We start from the raw sequence: 24,989 nt of genomic DNA, 5'->3' as shown, positions 1-24,989 counted from the left end.
TCCGTCCCGGCCATGCAGGAGGCCAGTTCCGTGCCGCACCCGCTGACGGCTCCCCTGCTCGCGGGAAACCGGCGGGCGCTGGCGCGGGCGATCACGCTGGTGGAATCCACCCGCCCCGAACACGAGTTGGAGGCCCAGGCCCTGCTGGCCGAGGTGCTGCCCCACACCGGGCAGTCTGTCCGGGTGGGCCTGACCGGCGTGCCGGGGGTGGGCAAGAGCACGTTCGTCGAGGCGCTGGGCGTGCGGCTGGCCGACGCGGGGGGGCGGGTGGCGGTGCTGGCGGTCGATCCCACGTCGGCGCGCACGGGCGGGTCGATCATGGGCGACAAGACGCGCATGCCGCGCCTGACGGTGCACGAGCGGGCGTTCATCCGGCCCAGCCCCAGCGGCGGCACGCTGGGCGGCGTGGCGCGGCGCACCCGCGAGACCCTGCTGCTGTGCGAGGCGGCCGGGTACGACGTGCTGCTCGTGGAGACCGTGGGCGTGGGCCAGTCCGAGACGCAGGTGGCCGCCATGACCGACGTGTTCGTGCTGCTGACCCTCCCGAACGCCGGCGACGAACTCCAGGGCATCAAGCGCGGGATCATGGAGCTCGCCGACGTGTGCGTGGTGAACAAGGCCGACACCGCGCCCGCCGCAGCGATCCGCGCCCAGACGGAACTCCGCACGGCCCTGACGCTGCTCACCCCGCACGACGCCCCGTGGCGGCCCGTGGCCCTGCGCGCCTCCGCACAGACGGGCGAGGGGCTGGACGACGTGTGGGCCGCCGTGCAGCGCTGCGCCCACGACACCGACGTGCCCGCGAAACGCCGCGCCCAGGCCGCGCGCTGGTTCGACGACCTGCTGCGCGAGGCCGCGTGGCGGGCCTTCCGGACGGGACTGGACACGGCTCGGCTCAAGTCACTCCGGGCCGACGTGGAGGCGGGGAGGCTCACCGCCGTGCAGGGAGTGGCGGCGCTGCTGGACGACCGGGCAGGTGGACGATGATCCGCCGGTATCTGGAGCGGGTGCTGGAGTCGATCAACCAGGCGCTGGAGGCCGACCGCAAGGCGACCCAGCACGCGCAGCACATGGCCCTCCACGCCGAGCGGGCTCGGGCGGAATTCCTGGTCGAGCGTGAAGCGTGGATGACCCACCGTCGGTGGACGAACGCGGCTCCCATCCTGACCGCACCGGGCGGCACCGTCACGACGCCGCCGCTGCTCACCGACGGGGCGGATCAGGTGACCTTCATCCCGCCGGAATGGGTGCAGGGGCATGTGGGCGGGGTGTCGTTCGCGCACCTGACCGTGGAGGGCGACGAGGCGGCCAGACCCGTGCGGTGGCTTCCCCACGGGCAACTGGCCCTGCATGGTGTGGTCGTCACGCACGCCCATGGCTGGTCATCCACGATGCCGGCGCTGTTCGGGGTGCTGCCGGGCCGCATGCAGCCCCCGCTGCCGGTCATCCAGGAGGTCGAGGCCGCGCTGAACGCCGGTCTGGACGGCATGGATCCTCAGGTGATCACGCACCTGGGTGCCCTGCTGCCGCCCGGCCGGTATCTGGTGAGCCTGACATACCTCCGGCCTCGACCGGTGAGCTCCGGTGACCCCGGCGATTACCTCTCGCATGAACTCGTCACCGTATGTGGACTAAGACCGGGCGTGCACTCGACGGAACCGTACTACGCCGGTTCCAGCCGGGAGACGAGTTGGCCGGGCAGCGGCGGCGTCGTCTTCAGGTGGCTCGACCGAACCGTGATCCTTCCCACGCAGGCGGCCTCACGCCTGAATCCGGCGCGGCTGGAGCACTACCGGCAGGTGTTGCGGGCCGGGGGAAGGCCCACGGCGGTCACCCTGCTGACCACCCACACGCAGAACGGCATGGGCATCCCCGTCCAGACCCCGCCGCTGGGCGGAATCCATCTGGACATGCATCACCTGCTGGACGGTCATCACAAGATGCAGGCCGCCTCCGAGTGCGGCATGCCCCTGCAGACGCTGGTCTTCCTGCGCCTGGGTGGCATGTTCGTGGGCGGTGAGGAATGGGGTTGGAACGACATCCGGGGCCGTCAGAGGATGATCGCCAGCATGGACGAGCTGGCGCGGAACGAGGTGCCGGGCGACTCCACAGCCGGACGGCCGGGAGATTGACGGCCCACCCTCACTCCCCGGCCGGCGTGACCGAGGGCTTCCCCGCCGACACCCACGGGTTGCCGGTGATCAGGAACCGCCACGGCAGCTCCGCCCCGCGCTTCAGGCCCACGCGGGCGGTGGTGGTCACCCCGTCGTCCGGCACGGGGTCGCCGGGCACGATGTAGAACGCGGGGCCGTCAATGGGCGCGCCGCGGAACTCGGGGCCCAGGTGCAGGGCGGTGACGAGCTTGGCGGGGCCGTTGCTGAGCTCCACGCGGCGTTTCACGCTCCGGCGCTCGCGCATCCTGGCTTCGCCCTGCAAGGGTTCGGCGGCGCGGATCAGGATGGACGCCTGCACCCCCTCGGGGCGGCAGATGACGTTCAGGAGCGGCTGGTCGTACGCGACGTGGTAGTACACGCGGCCCGGCGGGCCGGCCATCATGGCGGCCGCGCCGGGCAGGCGGGCGATGACATGGCAGCTCGGGTCGCGCGGGCAGTCGTAGCCCTCGGTCTCGACGATGCGCGCGGCGAGCACGTCGCCATCCGCGAGCACGCGCACGAGCACGGCCCCCAGCAGGTCGCGGGCCACCCGCACCGGGTCGCCGGCGAAGGACGCGGGCGGCAGGGCGCGGTCGTGGCCAAGGTGCATGCGGCCTACGCTATGGGCGGCCCCGGCACGTGACCGCGTGAAGCCTTACAGCAGAGGTCAGAGCCATCGAGGGCACCCGTCCATGCCCCTGAAACGAGTGAAGTCGCAGAGCTACAGAGCAGAGCGAGTCCGTGACAGGACAGCGGTTGGAAGCGGAGCCCTGGGGCATCTCCTCAGCCCCCTGGGCGGAACTGAACACCGCTGTTACGACCCGGCGGGCATGGGGATGATCGCCAGCGTGCAGCGCGACGTGCACACGGCGCGGCCCTGTTCATCGGCGATATCGATCTGCCACACCTGCGTGGTGCGACCCTGGTGGATGGGCGTGGCGGTGGCGGTCACGGTGCCGGCGCGCACGCCGCGTAGGTGGTTGGCGTTGATCTCCAGGCCCACGGCGGTCAGGCCCTGGTCGGCCACGGACAGGTACGCGCCGATGCTGGCGACCGACTCGGCCAGGGCGACGCTGGCCCCGCCGTGCAGCAGGCCCATGGGCTGGTGCGTGCGCGCGTCGACGGGCATGGTGGCGACCACGCGGGTGCCGCTCGCCTCCACGATCTCGATGCCCAGGTGGGCGAGCAGGGTGTGTTCGGACGAGAGGCTGTCAGCGCGGTTCGTCATGGGCGGTTCCTCCAGGGAGTGGAGTCAGCGAGACGGCCGCATGGGTGCAGGTCACAGACGACTCCACGTCGCGGCACGGCAGGGCCGCGCTGCTGAGTATCATGGGATGCCACGGATGACCGATGTGCCGAAGTTCACACGCGACCTGCGTTTCGTAAGCGTCCGGTGAGGCCAGGACGGCGACACTCGGCACATCCAGGTCAGACCCTGGCGCGACCGCTCTGCCGCGTTCCACTGCCGGCGACGACCGCCGCCCCACCCGGTCATCGGGGCGACGCGAGCCACTGTCCAGACCCTCCGAGGTGCACCCATGAACCATGTTCTTCCCGCGACCCTGCTGGCCCTCACCCTTCCCCTGCTGGCCGGATGCGGCAGCATCGTCGGCGCGGCGATCCCACCCCAGACGCTCAGCAATCCCGCGAACCTGAACGGCGCGACCCTCACCAGCACCAGCCCGCTGGTTGTGCAGCGCGTGGGCACCTCCGTGCAGTACGACACCAGCGCCACCGTGCCCGCCGGCTCCTTCGACGACCTCGACCTGTCCGAGATTCCCCTGGGCATCCGTCCCTACGCCGCCGAGATCAAGGCTAGCCTGAAGTCCGTGATGGTTGCCGGCGCGTGCGTCATGCCCGAGTCGTTCACGCTGACCCTGGACACGCTGGCCATCTCCGTGTGGAACTCCGGTGACAAGGCCGGCGCGGCCACCCTGTCGGCCACGCCCAACGTGAACGTGGTCGCCACCCGCACCGGCGGGGGCGTCGGCACCGGCACGTACTCGCTCGCGGCGAACAGCGCCTCGGTCGGGAAGGGCGACGTGAACGTCCCCAAAGCCCTGAGCATCCTGACCAGCGGCGGCAAGAACGACGTCAGTGTCAGCGCGAAGATCAGTGCCGACAACGACGGTCTGGCCGGCTGCAACCTGACCTTCACGCTGGGCGACTCCAGCGTCACCCTGAGCAACTTCAAGTAACCCAAGGTTCCTGACGGTGCCGGCCCCCGTGGGCCGGCACCGTTCTACTCTTCCGCCAGCTCCAGCAGATCCAGGCTGGGCTGGGCGGGTGAGATCCACGGACTGCCGCGCAGCGTGAACCGCCACGGCAGGTGCCGGCCCTCCCTGATCCCGATCCGCGCGGTCACCGCCACCAGCCCGTCCGGAAGCGGCTCCGGAGGCGGCAGCACGTGCAGCGCGGGGCTGTCCACGGACGTGCCGGTCACGGCGGCCGGATCGAGGCCCAGGGCGGAGACCAGTTTGGCCGGGCCGTTGGTCAGGTCGCGTTCTCGCGTGACCGGACGGTGCGTGAGCATGTGGCCCACGCCCTCCAGCGGCTCGATGGCGCGGAGCAGCACACTGGCGGCCACACCCGCCGGGCGGCACGACACCTGGAGCAGCGGGTGGCCGTGGGCCATCCAGAACAGCCACCGGCCAGGGGGCACGGCCATGTCTGCGCTGCGGGCCGCGTGGAAGCGCCCGGCGGTGCAGGCGGGGTCGCGCGGGCAGTCGTAGGCCTCGACCTCCACGATCCGCCCGGTCAGCCGGGCACCGGAGGTCGTGACCCGGACGAGGGTGCTCCCCAGCAGGCCGCGCGCGGTGTGCACCGGATCACCGGCAAAGTGCGCAGGCCGCAGGGAACGCGTGTCCGGCATGCGTCAGGGTAGCGCACCGCCGGATCCTCGGCCCGGGGGCTCACCCCCGGCCGGGCGTGTTCCGGCTGGAGGTACCCCCGGAACAGGGTACGCTGGGCGGCACATCACCACAGGAGGCAGCAGCCATGATGGACATCTTCAACATGCTCGGCGGAATGGGACAGACGCAGCAGACCGTGGGACAGCAGCTCGGCACGACCCCGACCCAGACGGCATCGGCGCTGGAGGCGGCCCTGCCGCTGCTGCTGGGGGCCATGACCCGCAACGCCACGCAGCCCGGCGGCCTGGACGCCCTGGCGAACGCCGTGAACCAGCATGACGGGAGCGCCATCGACGCCTTCGGGCAGGGACAGGCTCCGGACATGCAGGACGGCCAGAAGATCCTGGGGCACGTGTTCGGCGGCCAGCAGTCCGCCGCCGCGAACGCCGTGAGCCAGCGTGCCGGGATCAGCCCGCAGCTCGCCATTCAGGTGCTGAGCATGCTGGCCCCGCTGGTCATGGCGTACCTGAGCCGTCAGAAGCAGGGCCAGGGGGGGGCGGCCGGCAGCATGGGCGGCGGCATGGGCGACCTGGGGAGCATCCTGGGCAGCGTCCTCGGCGGCGGCGCGGCGGCCGGAGGCCTGGGATCGGTGCTGGGCGGCCTGCTCGGCGGCGGGCAGCAGCCCCAGGCCCAGTACCAGCAGGCGCCGTACCAGCAGCCCCAGGGCAGCGTCCTGGGCGGCGGACAGGTCATCCCCGGTTTCCCATCGCAGGGTGGCAGCGCCGGCGGCGACCTGGGCGGCCTGATGGGCACGCTGAACTCGGCGCTGGACAGCAACGGGAACGGCAACGCGCTCGACGACCTGATCGGCATGTTCGGCGGCGCACGGCGCGGCTGAGCGCGGCAGGACGAAGGAGGCGGCCCGGACTGGGCCGCCTCCTGTCGTCTCTGTTGCCGGTTCAATTCGGCAGTCTGGGTGCCGGGCGGGGCCGCACGTTCTCGGTGTACGTGGCGATGAAGGCCCCCAGCCCCGCGCCCAGCACCGGCCCGACCCAATAGATCCAGTGGTTCGCCCACTGTCCGGAGACCACAGCGGATCCCAGGGCGCGGGCGGGGTTCAGCGCAGCGCCCGTCTCGGGGCCGACGGCGAGCACACCGACCACCACGGTCAGGCCCACGACGAGGCCGCCCAGGACGCTGCGCTGGTAGATCGCCACCTTGACCACGACCAGCACCAGAAACGCGGTGGCGATGATCTCGGCCAGCAGCCCGGCTCCGGCCCCGACGCCACTGGCCAGCGCCGGATTGGCGTAGCCGACCGTACTCAGCGCACCCTGTCCGGCAACCACCAGTGCCGCCGCCGCCCCCAGCACCGCGCCGACCAGCTGCGCGGGGATGTACGCGGCGGTCGTGCGCCAGTCCTGATGCCCGGTCAGGCTCAGGCCGATGCTCACGGCCGGGTTGAACTGGCCGCCACTGACGGTGCCCAGCGCCATGGCCATGACCGCGATGGCCAGCCCGTGCGCGAAGGCGATCCCCAGCAGCGAGGCGTCGTTCGTGATGGCGAGCATGCCGGCGAACAGCAGGGCAAAGGTGCCGATGGCCTCGGCCAGTAAGGTTCTGGGTTCCATGCTCCGAGTGTAATCTTTGTCACACCGGAGCCGACGCACCGATCAGGGAGTAGACACCAGCTTCTCGCGGGAGTATGGGCGGTAGCCGGCAGGCGTGGCCGGCTCGTCCGAGAACAGGGTCGTGGTCAGGTAGCGCGCCCCCGTGTCGCAGGCGATGGTCGCCACGCGCTTGCCGCTGCCCAGGCGGCGGGCGACCTCCAGCGCGGCCCACGCCATGGCCCCGCTGCTCATGCCGACGAAGATCCCCTCCTCCTGTGCGAGGCGGCGGGCCAGCGGGTAGGCGTCTTCCTCCCACACGTCGATCACGTCGTCGATGACCGAGCGGTCGAGGTTCGCGGGGATGAAGCCCGGCCCCATGCCCTGGAAGCCGTGCGTGCCCATCTCGCCGCCGGTCAGCACGTTGCTGCGGGCCGGTTCGCAGGCGATGACCTGCACCTGCGGGTTCATGCGCTTGAGGTAGCGCCCCACCCCGCTGATCGTGCCGCCCGTGCCGCTGCCGTACACGAAGGCATCGATGCGGCCGTCCATCTGCTCCCACAGTTCGGGGCCGGTCGTGGCCTCGTGCACCGCCGGGTTGGCGGGATTCGTGAACTGGCCCATCATGACCGCGCCACGTTCCTGCGCGATCTTCTCGGCCTCCTCGATGGCCGCGAGCATCCGGCGCCCGGGGTCGGTCAGCACCAGTTCTGCGCCGTAGGCGACCAGGGTGCGCTTGCGCTCCTCGCTCATGCTGGCGGGCATGCACAGGATCAGCCGGTAGCCCTTGGCCGCCGCGACCTGAGCCAGCCCGATGCCGGTGTTGCCGCTGGTGGGTTCCACGATGGTGCCGCCCGGCTTCAGCACGCCCCGGCGCTCGGCGTCCTCGATCAGGCCCAGCGCAGTGCGGTCTTTGATGCTCCCACCGGGGTTCTGGCCCTCCAGTTTCACGAAGACGTCGGCCATGCCGGGTTCGGTGACGCGCATGAGCTGCACGAGGGGCGTGTGGCCGATCAGGGACGAGATCATCCGCCCAGCATAGGCGGCCCCGCGCGGCAGACTGTGGCGCTGGATAGGGGTCGCGGTAGGAGCCGCGCGGCCTGGCTCAGCGGATGAACCAGATCACCAGTCGGGCGTCCTGACCGCTGGCCTCCAGGGCCACGGCGAAGGCGTGCCACGCCTGCAGGCGCAGCTGCGTGGCGTCGTCCACGTGGGGCAGCAGCGCCGGGATCTCGGGCGGGTGCACGATGGTCTGCCCGGTGATATCGCCGTCCTCGAACAGGATGTCGGTACTGACCTGCACGCCAAGATCCGTGGGATGGCCCCGGTCCGCCAGGCCGGCGGCCTCCAGTCCCTCGGCAAAGGCCGTGGGCGTGGGCAGCAGGAAGCGGGCCTCGGCCTCCCACTCGCCCGCAGGATCACGGGGGCGGCGTTCGCACAGGATGTACGCCAGGGCCAGCATGGTCGTCCGCGACGCGCCGCTGTCCAGGCCCTTATCCGGAAGCACCGACGGCACGCTCACGCTCCGGGTTCGAGTCACTCTGGCGAAGGGCCGCGCTGGCATCAGGCCAGTCGATGATCTCGAAGCGGCTGTTGCGGATGGCGGGCCGGAACCCGGCGTCCACGGCGATGCGGATCAGTTCGCGCACGGTGGCGTGGTGCCGCCCGTGCCCCCCGGCCGCCGAGACGACGTTTTCCTCCAGCATGGTGCTTCCCAGGTCGTTCGCGCCGTAGTACAGCGCGGCCTGCGCGACCTTGAATCCCTGCGCCGGCCACGATGCCTGGATGTTGGCGATGTTGTCGAGCGCGATCCGGGCGATGGCGAGCTGCTGCAGGTACTCGTGCGCGGTCGCGCCAGGCGCCTTGCCGTGCAGACGGGTGTGCTCGGTCTGGAGCGTCCACATGGCGAAGCCGGAGAAGCCGTTGCCGCCGTACTCGCGGTTCGCCCGATCCTGCTGGTCGCGGATCTTGACGAGATGCGCGGCCCGCTGGGCATACGTCTCCCCGAAGCCGATGACCATCGTGGCGATCGTGTACAGCCCCTTGCGCTGAGCGGCGTCGATGATCCGGAACCAGTCGTCGCTGCGGATGCGGGCTGGAGCCGCCTTGGCCCGGACGTCGTCTTCCAGGATCTCGCCCCCCGCGCCGGGCAGTCCGTCCAGACCGGCCTCGATCAGGGTATCGAGCAGGGCGTCCAGGGTCAGTCCGAAGGTCTTCTCCATGAACAGCACCTCTTCCGGGGAAAAGGCGTCGATCCGGATGGTGGGGTGGTTCGCCTTGACGTGCCGCAGCAGACCCGTGTAGTACTCCAGGCCCAGCTCCGGGTTCACGCCGCCCTGCAGCAGGATGCGCGTGCCGTTCACGGCCTCGAGTTCACGGATCTTGGCACTGATCTGCTCGTAGTCCAGCGTGTAAATGTCCTTCTGGCGCTTCGTGCGGTAGAACGCACAGAAGTTGCAGCCGACGTTGCAGACGTTGGTGTAGTTGATGTTGCGGTCGATCAGGAAGGTCACGACGTCCGGGTCGCGGCGCTCCGCCCGCAGGGCGGTGGCGACCGACGCGACGTCCGGGAGGGGCAGGGTGTACAGGGCCTCGATCTCACCGGGGCTCAGCCGCGCACCGGTCGCGGCCCGGTCGAGCGGGCCGGCATTCAGGGCAGGGGCGGGGACGCTCATGGGATCACGGTAGCACCTGCCTACACCTGCATTGGTCCTGTTGGACACGTCCCTGAACCGCCATCCTTACGATTCCTTCAGCTGCGTTGCCGTGGCGGTATCGGTGACCGCGCGTATCATGCCGACGAGGGCGGGTGACTGCTGGAAGCGGTACCGAACGCCAGGAGGAGAGGACATGAAGATCGGCATGATCGGCCTGGGCAAGATGGGCGGGAATATGGTGCTGCGGCTGCAGCAGGGCAACCATCACGTGGTCGGCTACGACCGCAGCGAGGACGCCCTGAGGAACATCGAGGCGCACGGGGCCCAGGGCGCCCGCAGCATGGACGAGTTCATCGCCGCGCTGGGGGAGCCCGGCCACCGCGCCGTGTGGGTCATGGTGCCCGCCGGCAAGATCACCCAGGCCGTGATCGACGACCTCGCCGCCCGGCTGAGTCCTGGCGACATCATCATCGACGGCGGGAACAGCAATTTCCACGACACGCAGCGCCGGGGCGAGGCGCTGGCGGCCCAGGGTCTGCACTTCGTGGACGTCGGGACGTCCGGCGGCGTGTGGGGCCTGGCCGAGGGCTACGCCATGATGATCGGCGGACCCGAGGAAGCCGTGGAGCGCCTGCGCCCGGTGTTCGAGACGCTGGCCCCCGCCGCCGACCGGGGCTGGGGCCGCATGGGGCCGTCGGGCAGCGGCCACTACGTCAAGATGGTTCACAACGGCATCGAGTACGGCATGATGCAGTCCTACGCCGAGGGCTTCGAGCTGATGAAGGCCCACCGTGACTTCGATCTGGACATGGCGCAGATCGCGGAGCTGTGGCGGCACGGCTCGGTCGTGCGCTCGTGGCTGCTCGACCTGACCGCCGAGGCCCTGAAGAACTCTGCCGACTTCGATGCCCTGTCGGACTACGTGGCCGACAGTGGCGAGGGCCGCTGGACGATCATCGACTCGATCGAGCTGGGCGTGCCCACGCCGGTGATCACGCTGGCGACCCAGATGCGTTTCCGCAGCCAGCAGGAGGTCAGCTACGCCGGGCAGATGCTCTCGGCGATGCGCCGGGCCTTCGGCGGTCACGCCGTCAAGACGCTGGAATCGCCCAAGCAGGAGGGCATGGTGCCCGAGGTCAAGGCCGGAGATCACCCCAAGGTGGCCGCGCCGGAGAACATCCCGGCGGCCACGTCCGGCGGCACCGGCTCCCAGGCCGAACAGCTCGGTGAGACCGGCAACCAGCGCACACAGGACTCCGAATGACGAAGAAGGCGACATCCGGTGCGGCGAAGCGTGGGGCGGCCACACCCAGTACGAAGAAGGCCGCTCCTGCAGCCACGACTCCTGCCAGGAAGACGGCGGGCACCGAGAAACCCGCCAGCGCACGCTCCGTGCGCGCCGCCGTGGATCAGAAGGAGGCCGCCCAGGACGTCGGCGTGGCCCAGCCGGGCGCGGGCACCCGCAAGTCCCGCAAGCGCGTGCCGCCGGCCGTGCCCGGTGGCGACGGCCACAACCCCTTCCGGGCGCACATGCGCCGCAACCGTGCGCCGGAGCCCGCCACGCTCGTGATCTTCGGCGCGACCGGCGATCTGGCGCGGCGCAAGCTGCTGCCGGCCGTGTTCGGGCTGTGGCAGGACGGGCTGCTGGGGAGTGCCTTCAACATCGTCGGCGTGGGCCGCCAGGCCATGACCGACGAGGAATTCAAGGACTACGCCCTGACCGCCCTGAAGGAGAGCAAGGAGACCGACGCCATCCTGCCGGGCAACCTGGAGAAGTTCCGCGAGCTGCTGTACTACGAGTACGGGGATTTCTCCGGGGACGAGGTGTACGACCTGGTCGGCCGGGAACTCGACCGCGCCGAGGAGGCGCACGGCGGACGCAAGAACGCCCTGTTCTACCTGTCCACGCCCCCCAGCCTGTTCGAGCCGATCTCGAGCGGCCTGGGCCGCCTGGGACTGGCCGACGAGTCCGAGGGCTGGCGGCGGCTCGTGATCGAGAAGCCCTTCGGGCGGGATCTCGCGTCGGCCCGCGCGTTGAACGACGCCATCCATACCGTCTGGGATGAGTCGCAGGTGTACCGCATCGACCACTACCTGGGTAAGGAGACGGTGCAGAACCTCATGGCGATCCGGTTTGGCAACGCCATCTTCGAGCCGCTGTGGAACCGGGGCTACGTGGATCACGTGCAGATCACCGCGTCGGAGGATCTGGGCCTGGAAGGCCGCGCCGGGTACTACGAGGAGGCCGGGGTGGTGCGCGACATGCTGCAGAACCACCTGATGCAGCTCTTCGCCCTGACCGCCATGGAGGCCCCGGCAGCCTTCGACGCCGACGCGATCCGCGACGAGAAGGTCAAGGTGCTGCGGGCGGTCAAGGAGATCCCGCGCGGGCGGGTGAAGTCGGTCGCCGTGCGCGGCCAGTACGGCCCCGGCACCATGGACGGCGAGAAGGTGCCGGGCTACCGGCAGGAACCCAACGTCAAGCCGAACAGTCCCACGCCGACCTACGTGGCCGTCAAGCTGGAAGTCGACAACTGGCGCTGGCAGGGCGTGCCCTTCTTCCTGCGCACCGGCAAGCGGCTGCCCAAGAAGGTCACGGAGATCGCTGTGGTGTTCAAGCGCCCGCCGCTGGGCATCTTCCCCGGCGGCCTGGAGCGCAACGTGCTCGCGTTCCGCATCCAGCCGGACGAGGGCGTGAGCCTGAAGTTCAGCTCCAAGACCCCGGGGCAGGAGATGGTGCTGCGCGAGGTCGTCATGGACTTCCGCTACGACGCCTTCGGGGCGCAGCTCGAAAGCCCGTACTCGCGCCTGCTGCTCGACGCCATGCTGGGCGACGCGACCCTGTTCCCCCGCGAGGACGAGGTCGACCACGCGTGGCAGCTCGTGAGCGGCATCCTGGAGGCCTGGGACGGCGTGAACGCGCCCGAGTTCCCGAACTACACCTCCGGCACGTGGGGCCCCGAGGCCGCCGACGAGCTCATCGGCCCGGATCGGCGCTGGAGACGGCTGTGACTGCGGTGCGTGCAGCGGGCCACGCGCCCACCGCCAGGAGCACGTCATGACGTACGCTGCTGACCTGAAACGCCTGGGGCCGGTGGACACCAGTGTCCGCAAGGCGCAGGCGACGCTGGACGAACTGTGGGCCCAGACGGCCGTGGAGACGCGGGCGTACACCGGGAACATCGTGGCCCTGACCGTCCACGCCCACGTGAAGCGGGTCGAGGAAGCGCTCGCCGGACTGGAGGGGCGCTTCGCGGGCCGGCAGATCATCGGCGTGATGGACGGCAGCGACGACCTGAAGGTGCATGCCAGTCTGGTGCCGCAGGCGGGCGGGCTGTACGTGGAACGCCTGACCCTGGACGCCAACTCGCAGCAGCTCCAGGGCGCCATCCTGCCGCTGCTGCGCCCGGCGACCGTGAACCACGTGTGGTGGGGCGCCGACACCCGCCCCGGCGGCGTCCTGATGCACGAGCTGACCGACGTGGCCGACCAGATCATCTGCGACTCGCTGACGCTGGACATCCCCCCGGCGCGGCACTATGCGCTGGCCGACCTGGGCTGGAGCCGCAGCGCTCCGTGGCGCGAGGCGCTGGCACAGGTGTTCGATTCGCCCGACGCCGCGCGGCAGCTCCCGCGCATCACGCACCTGACCGTGCGGTACTCGGGCCGCAAGGACCTGCCGGCCCGCCTGTTCGCAGGCTTCGTGGCCGACACCCTGAAGTGGCCGGATCTGCGCCATGTGACCTTCAAGTCTGCCCGCTGCGGCCGCGAGAACGGCGATCTGTGCGGCATGGAGCTCTCGGGTGACGGTGTGCGCTTCACCCTGTCTGCGCAGGGCGGCGACACTGCCACTTGCGAGGCCGTGTGGGAGGGCGTGAGCCGCACCACCGAGGTGAACGTGCCCTCCATGACCCTGGCCGAGGGCCTGGGCCGCGTGATGGCCCGCCCGGAACGCGGCGAGAGCTTCGAACACGCGTGGACGCTCGCCAAGGCCAGCCTGTAGAGAAGCTGGAGGATGGGTGATGGAGGATGGAACGGCCCCGGCCACCATCCTCCATTCGTCTTGCCGCCATACTCCGGTGCGTGGATGCCCGTGAGACGCTGGCCGACCTCGCCCAGAACCTGGGGGCGGACGCGGTCGGGTGGGCTCCGGCGGCGGTGCCTGCGCCGGCCGTGGAGGACTACGCCCGCTGGCTGGAGGCCGGCCGTCACGCCGGGATGGACTACCTGGTGCGGCAGTTCCCGGCCCGCCGTGATCCCTCCACCCGGCTGGAGGGCGTGGGCAGCGTGCTCGTGCTGGGCGTGTCGCACGCCTTCCCGGAGCCGCCGAAGCCGCTGGGCGGCATCCGGGTCGGTCGCGTGGCCCGCTATGCCTGGACCTCCGACTACCACGACCAGCTCCAGCCCCTCCTGACGCGCCTGGAAACGGAGGCGGCCGCGCTGGGCGTCCGGGCACGCGGATACGTGGATCACGGCCCGGTCATGGAGCGCCTGTATGCGGCTGGAGGCTTCCTGGGCTGGCGCGGAAAGTCGGGCATGACGGTCAGCACGCGCCTCGGGGCCTTCGTCACGCTGGCAGTGCTGCTGACCGACCTGCCCTTCGAGGGCGAGGCCGCCCCACACCCCGACCGCTGTGGGCGCTGCTTCCGCTGCGTCGCGGCGTGTCCCACGAATGCCATCGGGGACGACCGGGCCATTGATGCCCGGCGGTGCGTGTCGTACCTGACCATCGAGCACCGGGGCCCGGTGCCCCACGGGCTGCGCCCCGGCATGGGCGAGTGGCTGTTCGGCTGCGACGTGTGCAGCGAGGTCTGCCCGTGGAGCACGCACGCCGGACCGCTCGCCCGGCTGCTGCGGCCCGATCCGGAGCTCGCGTTCCCCGACCTCTCGCGCTTCTTCGGCGTGAGTGAACGGGCGTTCGAGCGGGATTTTGCCGGCACCGCCTTCCTGCGCCCGCGCCGCAAGGGTATGGCCCGCAATGCCCTGACGGTGCTGGGCAACACCCGCGACCCTGCCGGCTGGCCTGTGCTGCAGGCGGGCACGACCGACCCCGCGTGGGAGGTGCGCGAGGCCGCCGCGTGGGCGCTCGGCCGCTGGCAGGAACACGAGCCTCTGACCCCGCTGCTCACCGATCCTCACGAGACCGTCCGGATCACGGCCCACGCGGCGCTCATGTCCTGAAGCTGACCTTCACGCGGGGCAGACGAGTCAGACCTCCGGTCGCTGCGACCTCTACCATGAGGGTGTGCGCGTCCATCCTGCCTCTGCCCTGACCGCGCTGCTGGCGGCGTCTGCCGCCGTGGCCCAGACGGTACCTCCCCCGGCGTCCGTGCCCGTGCTCACCCCCACCGTCGTGGCCCGCTATCCGCACGACCGCGCCGCCTTCACCCAGGGCCTCCAGTACGTGGGCGACGGGGTCTATGTCGAGAGCACCGGCCAGGTCGGTGAATCCGGCGTCCGGCGGGTGACGCTCAGGACAGGCAGGGTGACGGGCAGTGTGCCGACACCGCTGGCCACGGCCTTCGGGGAGGGGGTCGCGGTGCTCGCCGGCGTGGCGTATCACCTGACGTGGCAGGACGGCGTGGCCTTCACCTTCGACGCGGCCACCCTGAAGGAGACCGGGCAGTACCGCTACACCGGTGAGGGCTGGGGCCTGACCACCAACGGCAAACAGCTGATCATGAGCAGCGGCAGCGCCACCCTGGTGTGGCGGGATCCCAAGACCTTCCGGGTCACGCGGTCGCTGGCGGTCACAGCCGACGGACAGCCCCTCAGGAACCTGAACGAGCTGGAATACGTACAGGGCAGCGTCTATGCCAACATATGGCTCAGCGACCGGATTGCCCGGATCGACCCACAGACCGGGAAGGTGACGGCGTGGATCGACGTGTCCGATCTGACCCGGCAGGCCAGTATGCAGGCCATCCAGAGCGGCCGCCCGCTGACCTTCGACGACGTGCCCAACGGCATCGCCTATGTTCCCGAACGCGGCACCCTGCTGATCACCGGCAAGCGCTGGGGCACGATGTTCGAGGTCAAGGTGCCCGGCGTGAAGGTCGAGAGTGGCGTGACCGGGCAGGGGCGCGTCAGGCGGTAGTCGCCAGCCGCGCGTGCACGGCCGCCCAGATGGCCGCGTGGATGGTTTCCTGATCCTGCGTGGCGTCCAGCACGAGAAACCGCCCCGGCGTCCGGTGGGCCAGTTCCAGAAAACCCTGCCGCACGCGGCGGTGGAAGATCAGATCCGCCTGTTCCAGCCGGTCGGGCTGTCCACGCCGTGCCGCCCGCTCCAGGCCCACCACCGGGTCGAGATCGAGCAGCACGGTCAGATCCGGGGTCAGGCCGCCCGTCGCGGCGCGCGTGATGGTGTCCAGCAGCGCGGCCTCCAGGCCCCGCCCGGCCCCCTGGTACGCGAGGCTGGAATCCGCGTAGCGGTCGCACACCACGACCTCTCCCCTGCCCAGCGCCGGCCGGATGACGTTCGCCACGAGCTGTGCGCGGCTCGCGGAGTACAGCAGGAACTCCGGGAGCGGGTCGATGGTGAGCTGCGGGTCGAGCAGCACGTCCCGCACACGGGTGCCCAGTTCCGTACCGCCGGGTTCGCGCGTGACCGTGTGCGCCACCCCATCCGCGGTGAGCCGCTGCACCAGCCGCGCGAGTTGCGTGCTCTTGCCCGCGCCCTCCGGCCCCTCGAAGGTGATGAACACCCCCGTCACAGACCGGTCGGGTGGTGCAGGAACTGCCACGGCAGGCCGAAGTGGTCTTCCAGCTTCGCCGCCAGGGCGCGCACGCCGAAGACCTCGGTCTCGTAATGCCCGGCGAACACCACGTTGATGCCGTACTCGAAGGCGTCGTTGAAGTGCTTGTGCGCCGGCTCACCGGTGAGCAGCGTGTCCAGGCCCAGGGCCGCCGCCTCGGCCACCCGGTCGGAGCCCTCGCCGGAGCAGATGCCCACGCGCCGCACGGTGGGGCCGCCGCCGCTGTGCACCAGACAGATCTCGCCCGTGAGTTTCTGGATGCGGTCGGCGAAGTCCTGCAGGGACAGCTCGAAAGGCAGTTCACCGGCCACGCCGATCTGCTTCCCCGCGACCTCTGCGAAGGGCATGGTGCCCGTCAGGCTCAGGGCCCGGGCCATCATCGCGTTGTTCCCGACCTCCGCGTGGGCATCGAGCGGCAGGTGCGAGGCGTACAGATTCAGGTCAGCCTGGATCGCCGTCCGCACGCGCTGGTAGTGCGGCCCGGTAATCGGCAACGGCCTCCCCCAGAACAGCCCGTGGTGCACGAGCAGGATGTCCGCGCCGCTGTCCGCCGCGTGCTGGAGCGTCTTCACGCTGGTATCCACGCTGGCCGCCACCCGCCGGATGATGTCCGTGCCCTCGATCTGGAGGCCGTTCAGGCTGACATCCTTGAATGTGCTGACCTGCAGGTAGTCATTGAGCCACGCCACGAGGTCATCGCGGCGCACCTCGCCCGGTCTGTTCATGGAAACGTCCGACATGAGGGGCATTGTAGACGTGCCCCTCGTGTCGGACAGTTCCCGCTTCTCTCCTGGGTTACAGCACCTCGAACAGTCCCGCCGCCCCCATGCCCCCGCCCACGCACATGGTCACGACGACGTGCTTCGCGCCCCGGCGTTTGCCTTCCAGCAGGATGTGCCCGGTCAGCCGCGCCCCGCTCATGCCGTAGGGATGTCCGACGCTGATGCTCCCGCCGTTCACGTTGTACTTCTCCGGGTCGATGCCCAGCGTGTCCCGGCAGTACAGGGCCTGCACGGCGAAGGCCTCGTTGAGTTCCCACAGGTCGATGTCGTCCACGCTCAGGCCGTGGCGCTTCAGGAGCTTCGGCACGGCCAGCACGGGGCCGATTCCCATCTCGTCGGGTTCCAGGCCCGCCACCGCGAAGCCCTTGAACAGTCCCAGCGGTTGCAGGCCGCGTTCGCGCGCCACGTCGGCGTTCATGACGACCACGGCCGCCGCTCCGTCGGACAGTTGCGAGGCGTTCCCGGCGGTGATCACGCCGCCCTCGATGACGGGCTTGAGCTTCTGCAACCCATCCAGCGTCGTGTCCGGGCGGTTGCCCTCGTCGAGCTTCAGCGTGACCTCGCGGTCGCTGATCTCCCCCGTCGCCTTGTCCTGCACCTTCATGGTGGCCGTCATGGGCACGATCTCGTCGTCGAACTTCCCGGCCTGCTGCGCCGCCGCCGTCCGCTGCTGGCTCATCAGCGCGTACTCGTCCTGGGCCTCACGCGACACGCCGTACCGCTGCGCCACGACCTCCGCCGTCTGGAGCATGGGCATGTAGATGTCGGGCTTGTGCTCCATCAGCCACTCGCCGCGCAGGCGGTACTTGTTCGCATGGTCGTTCTGCGTCAGGGAGATGCTCTCCAGGCCGCCCGCCACGAAGATGTCTCCCTGCCCCGCCATGACGTGGTTGGCGGCCAGCGCGATGGTGTTCAGGCCGCTGGAGCAGAAGCGGTTCACGGTCACGCCCGACACGCTCACCGGGAACCCGGCCCGCAGCGCGATCTGCCGCGCGATGTTACTGCCGGTGGCCCCTTCCGGGTTGCCGGCCCCCATGATCACGTCCTCGATCTCGGACGGATCGACCCCCGCCCGCTGTACCGCGTGCGTGACGGCGTGCGCGCCGATATCAGAGCCGTGCGTGTCGTTCAGGAAGCCCCGGTAGGCCTTGCCAATGGGGGTGCGGGCGGTGGAGACGATGACAGCTTCGGGCATATGGATGGCTCCTTCGTTGGCTTATGGTGATCGGGCAATTCCCGACTGAGGACTAGCATGTCGGACATGTCGGACGGAATTGAGGAGATGGGCTGGTCAGAATTGCAGAGTAGATGGCACTCGTTAGGGCGCTACCCTCCTTGCCCATCCAGCGTGAGACACATCGACTTAGTACTTCTAGATGCGAATATTGCGGGTTATCTAACTAGGTATTTCAAATCTGAGGGGAAATTGCCGGTTTACGAGAAATACCGGCTGGGACTACTTCACTCGGAACTCGAGAAGGTGATTCCAGACCTTACCGACGACTGCCTTGAGCGGTTCGCAGAATTGGAAGGAATAGTGAAAACGGTTCTGCGGTGACCGCTCACCCCCTTCCCCTCTCCGCGTCGTAATCCGCGAAGGTCTTGCCCTCGTCAGCGAGCCGCTTCAGCAGCGGCGCGGGGGTCTGGCCGTACTTCTCTAGGTCGGCCACGACGCTGCTCAGGCCCTGTTCGCTGGCGTACTGCATGGGGCCGCCGCGGTACGCGGGGAAGCCGTAGCCGTAGATGTAGATCACGTCAATGTCCCCGGCGCGCTGGGCGATGCCCTCTTCGAGGATCTTCGCGCCCTCGTTCACCAGCGAGTAGGCGAGGCGCTTCGTGCTCTCCTCGGGCGTGATCTCGCGGGGTGTAATGCCCTTCTCGGCGCGGTAGTCCTCGATGAGCTGCTGCATCTCGGCATTGGGCTTTGGCCGGCGGGTCTCATCGTAGTCGTAGATGCCGGCCTGGGTTTTCTGGCCCTTGCGCCCACGCTCCACGATGCGGTCGAGCCAGCCGTCCGGCTTGAGCTTGCCCGCCACCTTCGCCTGGTGCTGACGAATAGCGTAGCCGATGTCCAAGCCCGCCATGTCGCTCATCTGGAAGGGGCCCATGGGGAGGCCCAGGGCGTTCATGCTGGCGTCCACGTCCTCGGGCCGCGCGCCCTCCTCGACGATCTTTCGCGCCTCGTCGCCGTAGCGGTGCACCATGCGGTTGCCGACGAAGCCGTCGCACACGCCGACGACCACGCCCACCTTCCTGATCTTCTTGGCGAGGGCCATGCTGGTCGCCAGGACGCTGTCGCTGGTCTTGTCGGCGCGCACGATCTCCAGCAGCTTCATGACGTTCGCGGGACTGAAGAAATGCAGGCCGATCACACTCTCGGGGCGCGTCGTGACGCTGGCGATCTCGTTCACGTCGAGGGTGCTGGTGTTGCTCGCCAGGATCGCGCCGGGCTTGGCGATGGCGTCCAGTTTCGTGAAGATGTCCTTCTTCACGTCCATGTTCTCGTAGACGGCCTCGATGATGATGTCGGCGTCCTTCAGGGCGGTCATGTCGACGGTGGGCGTGAGCAGGCCCATGCGCGTCTCAACGTCGTCCATGGTCATGCGGCCCTTCTTCGCGGTGTTCTCGTAATTGCGACGGATCACGGCCAGGCCGCGGTCGAGGGCGTCCTGTGCGGTTTCCACGATGGTCACGGGGATGCCCGCGTTCAGGAAGTTCATGGCGATGCCGCCACCCATGGTGCCCGCCCCGATGATCCCGGCCGACTTGATCTCGGTGGTGGGCGTGTCCTTCGTGATTCCGGGAATCCTGGCGCTCTCGCGCTCCGCGAAGAAGATGTGGCGCAGGCCGCGCGACTGCGGGGAGTCCTTGGCCTCCATGAACTTCCCGGCCTCGGCGTCCCAGCCCTGCTGGAAGGGGACGGTGGCGGCCATCTCCGCGAGGTCGATGATCAGCGACGGTGAGAGCTGGCCGCGGTGGCTCTTCTTGATGCCCTCGCGGGCCGCAGCGAAGACCTCGGGACTCGCGCCCTCCACGGGGCGGTCGCTGATGCGCGGCAGGGGCCGGGCGTCGGCCATCTCACGCGCGAACTCGACAGCCCCGGCGAGCAGGTCACCGTCGACGATCCGGTCGATCAGGCCGAGTTGATGCGCCTCGGTGGCCCGGATCGGATTGCCGGAGAGCATCATCTCCAGCGCCTTCTGCGCGCCGACCACGCGGGGCAGCCGCTGCGTGCCGCCGGCACCGGGCAGGACGCCGAGTTTCACCTCGGGCAGGCCGACCTGGGCGTCCTTGACGGCCACGCGGTACGTGCAACCCATCGCGAGTTCCAGGCCGCCGCCGAGCGCGGTGCCGTGAATCGCGGCCACGGTGGGCTTGGCAAATCCGTCGAGCTTCTGGATGGTGCCGCGCAGATCCGGCGACTGCTCGCGGGGCAGGTTGAAGGTCCTGATGTCCGCCCCGGCGACGAAGGTGCGCCCCCCGCCGATGATGACCACGGCCCGGACAGTGTCGTCGGCCGCGGCGGCGTCCAGGCCCGCTTTCAGGCCCTCGGGTACGCCGGGCGAGAAGGCGTTGACGGGCGGGTTGTTGATGGTCAGGACGAGGACATCATCCTGGCGGGTCTGGTCGACGATGCTCATGTGTGGGCCTCCTTCGGCGGGTGGCGGGAACTGGATTGCGGTGGCGGCCCACAGCTTTCCACGATTTCTGAACCCGGTCAAACACGTCAGCGTTCAAGGTGTACGCGGACGTTCACTTCGCGGGAACTGGCAGGTATGCTGACCGGTATGACCGACACGATGAAGGCGATGGTGGTGGAGCGGCTCGGCCCGCCCGACGTGATGGAACTCCGTGACGTGCCCGTGCCCACTCCCGGCCCCGGCGAGGTCAGGATCGAGGTCGAGGCCGTGGGCATCAACTTCGCCGATGTGCTGGCGGTGGCCGGCGAGTACCTGACCCGCACCAAGGTGCCCTATACGCCCGGCATGGAGTTTGCCGGCATCGTCGAGTCGCTGGGCGACGGCGTGACGGGGGTACAGGTCGGACAGCGAGTTGCCGCGCTGGGCGGCAGCGGCGCGCTCGCCCGGTACTCGGTCGTGAACGCCGCCGGGCTGATCCCGGTGCCGCAGAGCCTGTCGGGCGCGCAGGCGGCGGCCTTCCCGGTGTCGTACTTCACGGCATACCACGGCCTGAAGACCCTGGGGCGCGGCGTGGCGGGCGAGTGGGTTCTGGTGCAGGCGGCGGCCGGGGCGCTGGGCACCGCGAGCATCCAGCTTGCGAAGGCTCTGGATATGAAGGTCATCGCCATGGCGAGTACAGAGGAGAAGCTGAGCATCGCCCGTGACCTGGGCGCCGACGTCACACTCCTGCAGGACGACGAGGAGCGGGTGCAGAAGGTGCGCGACGCGGCGGGCGGACAGGGCGTGCCGCTGATCCTGGAAGTCGTGGGGGGCAAGCGCTTCCAGGAGAGCCTGGACATGGCGGCGGGCCAGGGGCGGATTATCGTGATCGGGAACGCCAGCCGCGAACAGGCGAACCTGCGCCCCGTGGAACTGATGAAGCGCAACCTGAGCGTGACCGGCCTGTGGCTGACCAGCCTGATGTCCGACCGGGCGGCGACCGCCGAGGCCGCGCAGATCCTCTCGCAGCTGGTGGGCAGCGGGCAGGTCACGCCGCAGGTCGGGCCGACCTATGCGCTGGCCGACAGTGCGCGCGCCTTCCAGGACATCCTGAACCGCAAGACCACGGGCAAGGTGATCATCGAACCCCAGCGCTAAGCGTGGCCGACAGGCGGTGTCAGGCGCACGGTGCCCGATGCCGCCTGTCCCGTGTCAGTGCTGTGCCCGGAGGTACCGCAGGAGCGCCACGCCGCCGTGGAGGGCCTGCTGTTCCACGAGCGTCAGGGGCACGGACGCCACGCCCGAGAACAGGGGGATGCCCGATCCCAGCACGACCGGATTGAGCTTCACGATCAGTTCGTCCAGCTCTGGCAGCAGTTGGGCCGCCAGGTGACCGCCGCCACACAGCCACAGATCCAGGGGGCCGGGCCGCGCCTTGAGGCCGCGCACGGTGGCCACAGGATCGTCAGCGACGATGTGGAGGTTCTGCTCTGCCGTCGGCGCGAGGCGACGGCTGAAGACGTACTGCTCCAGATGGGGATACGGACTGGTGATGCCGGACTGGAGGGCCGGTTCGTAGGTATGGCGGCCCATTAGCACGGTGTCGAACTGGCGGTTCGGGCCGCCGATGCCCAGGGGCGTGCGGACATGGGCAGGAAAGGTATCGGGGAAGCGGTCGGCGAGTTCGGCGAGGTACTCCGGTGATTGCGCAAAGGCGTCGGTTTTGCCCTCCGAGTCGGCGATGAAGCCGTCCACGCTGCTGGCGATGTAGTACACGAGTCGGCGCATGGGTGTCCTCCTTGACCACAACAGGTGTCGTACCAGAGTACAACAGCTGTCGTGGTCACTGCTACACTCACACCGTGCCGTCCAATCCCACCCGCCGCGAGACGCTGACCGACGCCGGGCTGCGCGTGCTGGCCGCCCACGGTGCCCGCCACCTGACCCACCGCGCCACCGACCGCGAGGCGGGCGTGCCGCTGGGCACCACCGTCAACTACTTCTCCACCCGGACCGCGCTGCTCGCGGGGCTGGGCCACCGGATCTTCGAGCGGCTGGCTCCGGCCCCGGCGGAGGTGCCGCCACCCGGCACCGCACCGGCTGCCGCGTACATCCACGCCATCGTTCGGCGCACCACCGAGCAGCCGGATCTGACGCTGGCGCTGTTCGAACTGCGGCTGGAGGCGGCCCGGCACCCGGAACTCGCCCGTGCCCTGACCTCCACTCTGGAGCGCAGCTACGCGCAGGACGTGACTTTCCACTCGCAGGCAGGGCTCCCGGGTGGAGCGCGCGAGGTGGCGCTCCTGCACTACGCCGTCGACGGACTGCTGCTCGACCTGCTCACCGTGTCCATCAACGGCCGCCACGACACCGCAGAGATGGTGGAGCTGCTCGTGCGGCGACTGCTGCCCCCGACCTGACCACGCTGCTCATGGCCGTGACCGCTCCAGTCACGCTGCGATCATGGTCACCGGCGCACACTGCCGGCATGACCAGGGAAGGGACAGCGGCAGCACCGACGTACCGGGCTCGGCACCCGGTCGCGTATCTCACGTACCCCGGTGCCGACGCGGCGCACGGCCTGGGGCGACCGCCAGGGCCGCTGGGGTGGCTACCACAGCACGCGCTGGGCCACCTGCCCCTGCGCCCGTCCGTGACCGCCACCCTGCGCTCCGAGGACAACCCGGAGCGCCCGGCCGGCTGGGTGATCACGCTGCCCCTGACCGAGGCCGAGCTGCGGGCCGGTTCCGCCCGCGCGACCCGGACGATCCTGCGGGCGGTCGGCCGCGCCCAGGCCCTCGGTGCCCGCACGGTGGGCCTGGGGGGCCGGATGGCGCAGGCCACCGCGTACGGCAGGGCACTGTGCGGCATGGAGGACGTGGGGGTCACGACCGGTGGTGCCTACACGGCTGCGCTGACATTCATGCTGATCCAGCGCGTCCTGAGGCACTGCGCGGCGCAGACCCGGATCGCGGTGGTCGGGGCGGGCACAGGGATCGGTCAGGGCGTGGCGACGCTGCTCGCCCGCCACACGGCACACCCGCTGCTGCTGGTCGACCCCCACGAGCGTCCGCCACGCGAGCTGCAGGCCACCGTGGCGACGGGCCGGGCGCAGACCACGGCCGAGCTGCTCCATGTGCACACATGCGGCCTGGTGGTCGTGCTGGGTCCGGCGGCGTCCGGGCTGCGCGCGGCCCACCTGGGGCCAGACGCCACCGTGCTCGACGCCGCCAGTCCCCGCGTGTTCTGGCCGCAGCTGCTGCTCGACCGACCGGACATCCGGATCGTGGATGCCCCTCAGGCAGGTGTGCCCGGCATCCGCCATCCCGGCCGCGACACGACCCTGCCCACGTGTCTGGCCGAGACGCTGCTGCTGGGCCTGTCGGGACACGAGGGTCATTTCGCGCTGGGCGACCCGACCCCGGGACAGGCCCAGACCATGCTGAACCTCGCTGCGCGCTTTTCCCGGCTGGGCTTCGCTCCAGCCGCGCCGCAGTCCTTCGGCACACCGGTCACCCTGAACCGGCGCTTCGAGCAGGACACGCCGGCAGGGGCCGATCGGCGAGAACAGACCCGGCGGGGCACCGGCACCTGGCCCGCCCTGCCGCTGGCGAGCACTACACCGTGAACAGGCGCACCAGGGGTCGCCACCACGGGATCAGCAGCAGCACCAGCAGCAGGGTTACCGCCGTCCACGTCGTCGCCACGCGGAACTTGCCCTGATCCGTAGGCGTGCGGCGGCTCAGGGCCGACCCCACGGTGGCCGTGATCGCCGCCAGAACCCCGAGACCCAGGTGCTGCCACTGGAACCCCACATTGGAAGCACCGGCAAAGACGGGCGCTCCCTGCATGCCCAGGAAGGCGTACAGCAGGAGGCCCAGGATCAGCTGCAGGTGCACCGTGCCGGTGAACGCGGTCAGCGGACGCCGGTCAGCCGGCGTGAACGGTGAGCGGCGGCGGATGCCCGGCACGGCGCGGATCAGCGTCCACACGCCGGTCACCAGCACCAGCCAGCGGTTGATGTTGTGCAGGGTCAGCAGCACTGCGTACACGGTCGCCATGAGAACAGTGTAGCGGGTCTCATCCTCACGTCGGAGCCCGCAGCAGGCCGGCCACCAGCCGCTGCAGGGCGCTCAGCACCGCCCGGCTGCGCAGGCACGCCACCAGGCAGCGGGTCGCGTGGTGCTCGTCCCCGGTCAGTCCGTCCTGCAGGTGGGCGTGCACCGTCGGCTCCAGGCGGCCCCGGACATACAGCAGGTCGCGCACCACATCGTCGGCGGGCAGGACTCGCCCGACCACGCCGTCAGCGGTCACGATCTGCAGCACCGGGCGGCCCCGCTCGTCCACGACCAGCGGCGCGTGCAGGGGCCGCCCGGCCCGCCGGCTGATGACCTCCAGCGTCTCCTGAACGGCCGGGATCAGGTTCACGACCAGTGAACGGCCCAACAGGATCACACGCTCCTGCCCCCCGAGCGTGACATGCAGCGTCTGGGCCAGTTCGCGCGACAGGCGGTCTCCCTCGGTCAGGAGAGCCGCGCGCTCCGGGGTCTCGGCGGATCCGGA

The 24,989-nt window shown here is 69.9% G+C and carries 26 protein-coding genes; 12 read left to right on the top strand and 14 right to left on the bottom strand.

The window, feature by feature from the left end:
- Positions 1-12 precede the first annotated feature (12 nt).
- Positions 13-987, top strand: a complete 975-nt coding sequence (meaB, locus tag U2P90_RS09295) for a methylmalonyl Co-A mutase-associated GTPase MeaB (protein ID WP_322471880.1) — start codon at positions 13-15, stop codon at positions 985-987.
- Positions 984-2,132, top strand: a complete 1,149-nt coding sequence (locus U2P90_RS09290) for a hypothetical protein (RefSeq protein WP_322471879.1) — start codon at positions 984-986, stop codon at positions 2,130-2,132. The genes meaB and U2P90_RS09290 overlap by 4 nt, the downstream gene beginning before the upstream one ends.
- A 10-nt stretch (positions 2,133-2,142) precedes the next feature.
- Here U2P90_RS09290 and U2P90_RS09285 read toward each other — a convergent pair whose 3' ends face one another.
- The gene (locus U2P90_RS09285; RefSeq protein WP_322471878.1) at positions 2,143-2,763 is read right to left on the bottom strand and encodes a DNA-3-methyladenine glycosylase; all 621 of its coding nucleotides are present in this window, start codon (positions 2,761-2,763) and stop codon (positions 2,143-2,145) included.
- A gap of 204 nt (positions 2,764-2,967) precedes the next feature.
- On the bottom strand, positions 2,968-3,381 hold the full coding sequence (locus U2P90_RS09280) for a hotdog fold thioesterase (protein ID WP_322471877.1): 414 nt from the start codon (positions 3,379-3,381) through the stop codon (positions 2,968-2,970).
- Between the two features lie 310 nt (positions 3,382-3,691).
- Between U2P90_RS09280 and U2P90_RS09275 the strand changes: the two genes are divergently transcribed.
- Positions 3,692-4,351 carry a hypothetical protein gene (locus U2P90_RS09275; protein WP_322471876.1) on the top strand — a complete coding sequence of 220 codons (660 nt, stop codon included), beginning with the start codon at positions 3,692-3,694 and terminating at the stop codon, positions 4,349-4,351.
- A gap of 44 nt (positions 4,352-4,395) precedes the next feature.
- On the opposite strand, the gene U2P90_RS09270 is transcribed toward U2P90_RS09275, so the two are convergent.
- The gene (locus tag U2P90_RS09270; protein ID WP_322471875.1) at positions 4,396-5,025 is read right to left on the bottom strand and encodes a DNA-3-methyladenine glycosylase; all 630 of its coding nucleotides are present in this window, start codon (positions 5,023-5,025) and stop codon (positions 4,396-4,398) included.
- 125 nt (positions 5,026-5,150) lie between these two features.
- On the opposite strand from U2P90_RS09270, the gene U2P90_RS09265 reads away from it, so the two are divergent.
- On the top strand, positions 5,151-5,903 hold the full coding sequence (locus U2P90_RS09265; protein ID WP_322471874.1) for a DUF937 domain-containing protein: 753 nt from the start codon (positions 5,151-5,153) through the stop codon (positions 5,901-5,903).
- 61 nt (positions 5,904-5,964) lie between these two features.
- Here the strand turns inward: U2P90_RS09265 and U2P90_RS09260 are convergent, their stop codons facing one another.
- The 4 genes from U2P90_RS09260 to mqnC all read right to left on the bottom strand — a co-directional run bounded on the left by U2P90_RS09260 (position 5,965) and on the right by mqnC (position 9,287).
- A complete protein-coding gene (locus U2P90_RS09260; RefSeq protein ID WP_322471873.1) occupies positions 5,965-6,636 on the bottom strand; it encodes an aquaporin in 672 nt (223 codons plus the stop codon).
- Between the two features lie 42 nt (positions 6,637-6,678).
- Positions 6,679-7,641 carry a cysteine synthase A gene (gene cysK, locus U2P90_RS09255; RefSeq protein WP_322471872.1) on the bottom strand — a complete coding sequence of 321 codons (963 nt, stop codon included), beginning with the start codon at positions 7,639-7,641 and terminating at the stop codon, positions 6,679-6,681.
- Positions 7,642-7,717: 76 nt separating this feature from the next.
- Positions 7,718-8,128 carry a hypothetical protein gene (locus tag U2P90_RS09250; protein ID WP_322471871.1) on the bottom strand — a complete coding sequence of 137 codons (411 nt, stop codon included), beginning with the start codon at positions 8,126-8,128 and terminating at the stop codon, positions 7,718-7,720.
- On the bottom strand, positions 8,106-9,287 hold the full coding sequence (mqnC, locus tag U2P90_RS09245; RefSeq protein ID WP_322471870.1) for a cyclic dehypoxanthinyl futalosine synthase: 1,182 nt from the start codon (positions 9,285-9,287) through the stop codon (positions 8,106-8,108). Before mqnC ends, U2P90_RS09250 begins: the two co-directional genes overlap by 23 nt.
- Positions 9,288-9,405: 118 nt before the next feature.
- Between mqnC and gnd the strand changes: the two genes are divergently transcribed.
- The 5 genes from gnd (at position 9,406) to U2P90_RS09220 (ending at position 15,366) form a co-directional block, all read left to right on the top strand.
- Positions 9,406-10,533 carry a phosphogluconate dehydrogenase (NAD(+)-dependent, decarboxylating) gene (gene gnd, locus U2P90_RS09240; RefSeq protein ID WP_322474685.1) on the top strand — a complete coding sequence of 376 codons (1,128 nt, stop codon included), beginning with the start codon at positions 9,406-9,408 and terminating at the stop codon, positions 10,531-10,533.
- Complete coding sequence (gene zwf, locus U2P90_RS09235) at positions 10,530-12,281, top strand: glucose-6-phosphate dehydrogenase (protein WP_322471869.1); 1,752 nt, start codon at positions 10,530-10,532, stop codon at positions 12,279-12,281. Before gnd ends, zwf begins: the two co-directional genes overlap by 4 nt.
- A 46-nt stretch (positions 12,282-12,327) precedes the next feature.
- The gene (locus tag U2P90_RS09230) at positions 12,328-13,272 is read left to right on the top strand and encodes a glucose-6-phosphate dehydrogenase assembly protein OpcA (protein WP_295823584.1); all 945 of its coding nucleotides are present in this window, start codon (positions 12,328-12,330) and stop codon (positions 13,270-13,272) included.
- Between the two features lie 80 nt (positions 13,273-13,352).
- Positions 13,353-14,450 carry a tRNA epoxyqueuosine(34) reductase QueG gene (gene queG, locus U2P90_RS09225; RefSeq protein WP_322471868.1) on the top strand — a complete coding sequence of 366 codons (1,098 nt, stop codon included), beginning with the start codon at positions 13,353-13,355 and terminating at the stop codon, positions 14,448-14,450.
- Between the two features lie 64 nt (positions 14,451-14,514).
- Positions 14,515-15,366, top strand: a complete 852-nt coding sequence (locus U2P90_RS09220) for a glutaminyl-peptide cyclotransferase (RefSeq protein WP_380103431.1) — start codon at positions 14,515-14,517, stop codon at positions 15,364-15,366.
- Here the strand turns inward: U2P90_RS09220 and tmk are convergent.
- From tmk to U2P90_RS09200, 4 genes are all read right to left on the bottom strand, one after another.
- Positions 15,356-15,982 (bottom strand): dTMP kinase, encoded by a 627-nt coding sequence (gene tmk, locus U2P90_RS09215; protein ID WP_322471867.1) that lies wholly within the window; start codon positions 15,980-15,982, stop codon positions 15,356-15,358. The genes U2P90_RS09220 and tmk overlap by 11 nt on opposite strands.
- Complete coding sequence (locus tag U2P90_RS09210; protein WP_295822637.1) at positions 15,979-16,764, bottom strand: Nif3-like dinuclear metal center hexameric protein; 786 nt, start codon at positions 16,762-16,764, stop codon at positions 15,979-15,981. The genes tmk and U2P90_RS09210 overlap by 4 nt, the downstream gene beginning before the upstream one ends.
- Positions 16,765-16,819: 55 nt before the next feature.
- Entirely contained in the window at positions 16,820-18,001 is a 1,182-nt protein-coding gene (locus U2P90_RS09205) for an acetyl-CoA C-acyltransferase (RefSeq protein WP_322471866.1), read from the bottom strand.
- A 367-nt stretch (positions 18,002-18,368) separates the two neighbouring features.
- Complete coding sequence (locus U2P90_RS09200) at positions 18,369-20,447, bottom strand: 3-hydroxyacyl-CoA dehydrogenase NAD-binding domain-containing protein (RefSeq protein ID WP_322471865.1); 2,079 nt, start codon at positions 20,445-20,447, stop codon at positions 18,369-18,371.
- 147 nt (positions 20,448-20,594) lie between these two features.
- Here U2P90_RS09200 and U2P90_RS09195 point away from each other — a divergent pair, with 147 nt between their 5' ends.
- Positions 20,595-21,584 (top strand): NADPH:quinone oxidoreductase family protein, encoded by a 990-nt coding sequence (locus U2P90_RS09195; protein WP_322471864.1) that lies wholly within the window; start codon positions 20,595-20,597, stop codon positions 21,582-21,584.
- A 54-nt stretch (positions 21,585-21,638) separates the two neighbouring features.
- Here U2P90_RS09195 and U2P90_RS09190 read toward each other — a convergent pair whose 3' ends face one another.
- Positions 21,639-22,214: a dihydrofolate reductase family protein gene (locus tag U2P90_RS09190; RefSeq protein WP_322471863.1), complete on the bottom strand. Its 576-nt coding sequence runs from the start codon at positions 22,212-22,214 to the stop codon at positions 21,639-21,641.
- 74 nt (positions 22,215-22,288) lie between these two features.
- On the opposite strand from U2P90_RS09190, the gene U2P90_RS09185 reads away from it, so the two are divergent.
- Together U2P90_RS09185 and U2P90_RS09180 are read left to right on the top strand one after the other, a co-directional pair.
- Positions 22,289-22,846 carry a TetR/AcrR family transcriptional regulator gene (locus U2P90_RS09185; RefSeq protein ID WP_322471862.1) on the top strand — a complete coding sequence of 186 codons (558 nt, stop codon included), beginning with the start codon at positions 22,289-22,291 and terminating at the stop codon, positions 22,844-22,846.
- 68 nt (positions 22,847-22,914) lie between these two features.
- Positions 22,915-24,054, top strand: a complete 1,140-nt coding sequence (locus U2P90_RS09180) for a semialdehyde dehydrogenase (RefSeq protein WP_322471861.1) — start codon at positions 22,915-22,917, stop codon at positions 24,052-24,054.
- Here U2P90_RS09180 and U2P90_RS09175 read toward each other — a convergent pair.
- Together U2P90_RS09175 and U2P90_RS09170 are read right to left on the bottom strand one after the other, a co-directional pair.
- Positions 24,044-24,487, bottom strand: a complete 444-nt coding sequence (locus U2P90_RS09175) for a hypothetical protein (protein WP_322471860.1) — start codon at positions 24,485-24,487, stop codon at positions 24,044-24,046. The genes U2P90_RS09180 and U2P90_RS09175 overlap by 11 nt on opposite strands.
- A 25-nt stretch (positions 24,488-24,512) precedes the next feature.
- On the bottom strand, positions 24,513-24,872 hold the full coding sequence (locus U2P90_RS09170) for a hypothetical protein (RefSeq protein ID WP_322471859.1): 360 nt from the start codon (positions 24,870-24,872) through the stop codon (positions 24,513-24,515).
- Positions 24,873-24,989 lie beyond the last annotated feature (117 nt).

It is taken from the genome of Deinococcus sp. AB2017081 (genome assembly GCF_034440735.1).
In the GTDB taxonomy this organism is placed as follows: domain Bacteria; phylum Deinococcota; class Deinococci; order Deinococcales; family Deinococcaceae; genus Deinococcus; species Deinococcus rufus.
The sequence above is the reverse complement of the archived record's forward strand: the minus strand, read 5'-3'. Positions and strand labels throughout refer to the sequence as shown.